This is a genomic window from Kaarinaea lacus (assembly GCF_975902315.1).
The window spans coordinates 1-3592 of record NZ_CDLKIE010000467.1 but is presented as its reverse complement, the minus strand read 5'-3'; the positions used below and the strand labels follow the sequence as shown (position 1 = coordinate 3592).

General features: G+C 46.6%; 5 protein-coding genes. 4 read left to right on the top strand and 1 reads right to left on the bottom strand.

What is annotated here, in order from left to right; genetic code table 11:
* Together ACWVCM_RS14440 and ACWVCM_RS14435 are read left to right on the top strand one after the other, a co-directional pair.
* The coding region (locus ACWVCM_RS14440; protein ID WP_455202464.1) for a glycoside hydrolase 100 family protein at positions 1-344 on the top strand (344 nt) is incomplete at its 5' end.
* A gap of 30 nt (positions 345-374) precedes the next feature.
* Positions 375-719: a hypothetical protein gene (locus ACWVCM_RS14435; protein ID WP_455202463.1), complete on the top strand. Its 345-nt coding sequence runs from the start codon at positions 375-377 to the stop codon at positions 717-719.
* A gap of 40 nt (positions 720-759) precedes the next feature.
* On the opposite strand, the gene bioA is transcribed toward ACWVCM_RS14435, so the two are convergent.
* A complete protein-coding gene (bioA, locus tag ACWVCM_RS14430) occupies positions 760-2049 on the bottom strand; it encodes an adenosylmethionine--8-amino-7-oxononanoate transaminase (protein ID WP_455202462.1) in 1290 nt (429 codons plus the stop codon).
* A 172-nt stretch (positions 2050-2221) separates the two neighbouring features.
* Between bioA and ACWVCM_RS14425 the strand changes: the two genes are divergently transcribed.
* Both ACWVCM_RS14425 and ACWVCM_RS14420 read left to right on the top strand, forming a co-directional pair.
* Positions 2222-3358 (top strand): metallophosphoesterase, encoded by a 1137-nt coding sequence (locus ACWVCM_RS14425; protein WP_455202461.1) that lies wholly within the window; start codon positions 2222-2224, stop codon positions 3356-3358.
* An 8-nt stretch (positions 3359-3366) separates the two neighbouring features.
* Positions 3367-3592, top strand: a 226-nt coding sequence (locus tag ACWVCM_RS14420; RefSeq protein WP_455202460.1) for a hypothetical protein, incomplete at its 3' end; no start/stop codon positions are given.

Genomic DNA, 3592 nt, shown 5'->3' with positions numbered 1-3592 from the left:
TGACCGGCGAGAAGTGGCGTTTCTCTACCGGTAGTGATCCTAAAAATGTGGCATGGTCGTATCACAATGGTGGTAACTGGCCGGTACTGGTATGGCCGTTCGTTGCGGCAGCATTGAGGACCGGTCGGCTGGAACTTGCGGAACAGGCTATGAATGTCATGACAGAACGTTTAAGAGTCGATAAATGGCCGGAGTATTACGATGGTCGTAATGGTGGCCTGGTGGGGCGCCGTGCCAACTTTTACCAGGTGTGGTCAGCAACGGGTTTAATCATTGCTCACGAGCTCATGGAGAATCCGGTGAGCCGGGAGCTGTTCGATAAAATGATCATCAACCAGTCGTGAATCAATAAACGATAATCCATGGCGCTGTAAATGATTCAGCTAGCACAATCACTCACTGCCTGGGGCACACCAGGTTTTAAAGATGTTCTCAAGGTGGAGGTTGAACAACTGGATGTGACCGAGTTGCCATTGCAGCAGGGTTTATCTCAGGGAAACTATACCAATGATAACAATTTCAGCGTAATGATTCTCAATATTGCAGAGGAGCCGGAATTTATCAGGGCTAAAGCTGGTATATTTTATAAAAGCATGATTACTGGCTGTAGCTGTGCGGATGATCCCACGCCGGTGGATGAACATGCTGAGTATTGTGAATTGCTACTTGATATTGATAAAACCACGGCGGATACGACAGTAACGCTATTGCCGGGGTGATTGGCAAAAGAAATTAAGATTTAACTCGAATATATTTTTATTAGCGACCATGCTGTTTAACAATATTTACGATGCTGCTGGTTAGCCTTGAAAGATCTTCATTGTTAATTACAAAGGGTGGCATCAGGTACACCAGTTTTCCGAAGGGGCGCACCCACACGCCAGCATCAACGAATTGTGGCACAATGCTTTGCATGTCCACTGGTTGTTTCATTTCCACAACGCCAATAGCGCCCAGTACGCGCACATCTTCCACATTATTAAAGCTTCTACATTCTTCTAAGCCATCTTCGAGGCCTTGCTGAATGCGCGCTACGTTTTCCTGCCAGGGTGAATCAAGTAATAATCGTATGCTAGTCAGTGCAGCGGTGCATGCGAGCGGATTGGCCATAAACGTCGGGCCATGCATGAAAACGCCGGGATGTCCGTTATCAATTGTCTGGTGTACATCGCGAGATGTGAGTGTTGCAGCCAGTGTCAAATAACCACCGGTCAGGGCTTTACCAATACACATAATGTCGGGCGAAATGTTTGCATGTTCACAGGCAAACAGGCGGCCAGTGCGCCCGAAGCCCGTGGCAATTTCATCAAGAATCAACAAAATGCCATATTGATCGCACAACTCGCGAGCTTTGCGCAAGTACTCAGCAGAGTAGAACCACATGCCACCCGCGCCCTGAACGATGGGCTCCATGATCACGGCGGCAATGTGTTTACTATGTTCGCTTAGCGCCTGTTTTAATGGCGCGATATCATGAGCGCTGCATGCTTCACCAAATCGGCAGCGTGGCTGGTCAACAAATATTTGCCTGGGTAGTATGTCGGAAAACAAACTATGCATGCCAGTGACCGGATCGCAGACGGACATTGCACCGAACGTATCACCATGATAACCCGAGCGCAGGGATACAAATCGTTGTCGTTTCGGCTCACCTTTGGCATGCCAGTACTGGATAGCCATCTTCATCGCCACTTCGACGGATACCGATCCTGAATCGGAGAAAAATACCGCGTCCAGAGGTTCTGGTGTAAGAGAAACCAGTTGCTCGGCGAGTTCCGCTGCAGGCTGGTGTGTTAAACCACCAAACATGACATGTGACATGTTGTTTAGTTGTTGCTCCAATGCTGCGTTCATCTCGGGGTGGTTATAACCGTGAATCATGCACCACCAGGAAGCCATGCCATCAATCAGTTCACGTCCATCGGCCAGTTTTAAACGCACACCCAGCGCCGATTCGACGGGATAGACGGGTAGTTGGGATGAAAGCGCGCTGTATGGGTGCCAAATGTGTTTACGATCGATTTCAGTGTAATGTGTAAAATCTTTCATTTGAATCGTAAAATGTTTTTTCGGGAGCAATAATTTTAAAAATGTTAATCATGTAGAACGTGTTATATTCTAATCAGTATGACAAATTATAGGAACTAATTTTCGTCGTACCAGCATCTAAACTGGAAAAAAAATACCAGTTGAATTCTGCACTCAATCGGATAGAAAACGTATGAACACGGGAATTCTGGTTGTCGCCATTGTGGTATTTATTGGTATATATGGTGGTTTTCATTATTACCTGTACCGCAAGCTGCTCAAGCTGTTACCACAATACCGGCGATATATTATTGCTAGCCTTATTCTCTTCGCTTGTTCTATTTTTATTGTCGAGATTTTCACCCATGGCAATATTCATGCTTTCTTTGTTGCGCCATTGTCCTGGTTGACATTTCTGTGGATGGGATTTATCTATCTGTTTTTTGTGCTTTCTATTACATTTGACTTGCTGGAAAAGCTTGCACAAGCAGGCGGTATAAATGCTGTTGTACGCTATCTGGCTTCACCACGCAGAACGATCTGGTTAAGTCTTCTGGTTATTGGTATTGGTGTTTATGGGTATTTAACTGCAAAGCAGATTTATATCGAACGCATAACAGTAGAGTCTGTAAAACTGTCACAACCACTACGATTGGTGCTCATTGCTGATTTACACCTGGGGCTATTGAGTGAAGAGCGACACATAGAGCGTATTGTTGACGAAATCAGTGCTATCGAACCAGATGTCATTGTATCTGCCGGTGACCTGGTCGATATGCAGTTAGATCACCTGGAAAATTTAATCGCACAGATGGCGAGACTGAATGCCCGTCTGGGTAAGTACGCTGTTTACGGCAACCATGAAGTTCTGGCAGGCCTGGAGCAGGCGCGTGAGTTCACTGAGCGTGCTGGCTTTGTGCTATTGTCAAATGCTGGAAAAACGGTGAATAGTGCAATAAATATTATCGGGGTGGACGATCCAGCAGTGGAGGGTAGAGTTCAGTACTCAAGTTTGAACGAAGTTGAGTTACTGAAACGGTATTCAAATGGCCTTTTTAACTTACTGCTAAAGCACCAGCCCGTTGTAGAAGAGCGATCAGTTGGTTATTTTGACTTACAATTATCCGGCCATATACATGGTGGACAGATTTTTCCCTTTGGCTTGTTAACCTGGCTGGTTTACCGGGTGTCACCAGGCTTATCGCAAGTGGGCTCAGATAGCTGGCTTTATGTTAGCCGGGGTACTGGTACCTGGGGCCCACCCCTACGTGTGCTGGCACGGCCTGAGATAACGGTTGTTGATCTGCTACCGGTAAAAGCCCACGAGTGAATTAATTGATGAAACCTGTCATACAACAGGAATCGACCGGTTGCGGCATTGCCAGTGCCGCTGCAATTGCCGGTCTTTCCTATAAAAAAGCCAAAAGATTAGCGAACAGTCTTGGTATTCATGCAGACGATTCATCACTATGGTCCGATACGCAGCACGTTCGAAAGCTGTTGCGGCACCTGGGTGTCCGGACGGGTAGGGGAGAGAGAGTCTTTAAGGACTGGCAATCGTTAC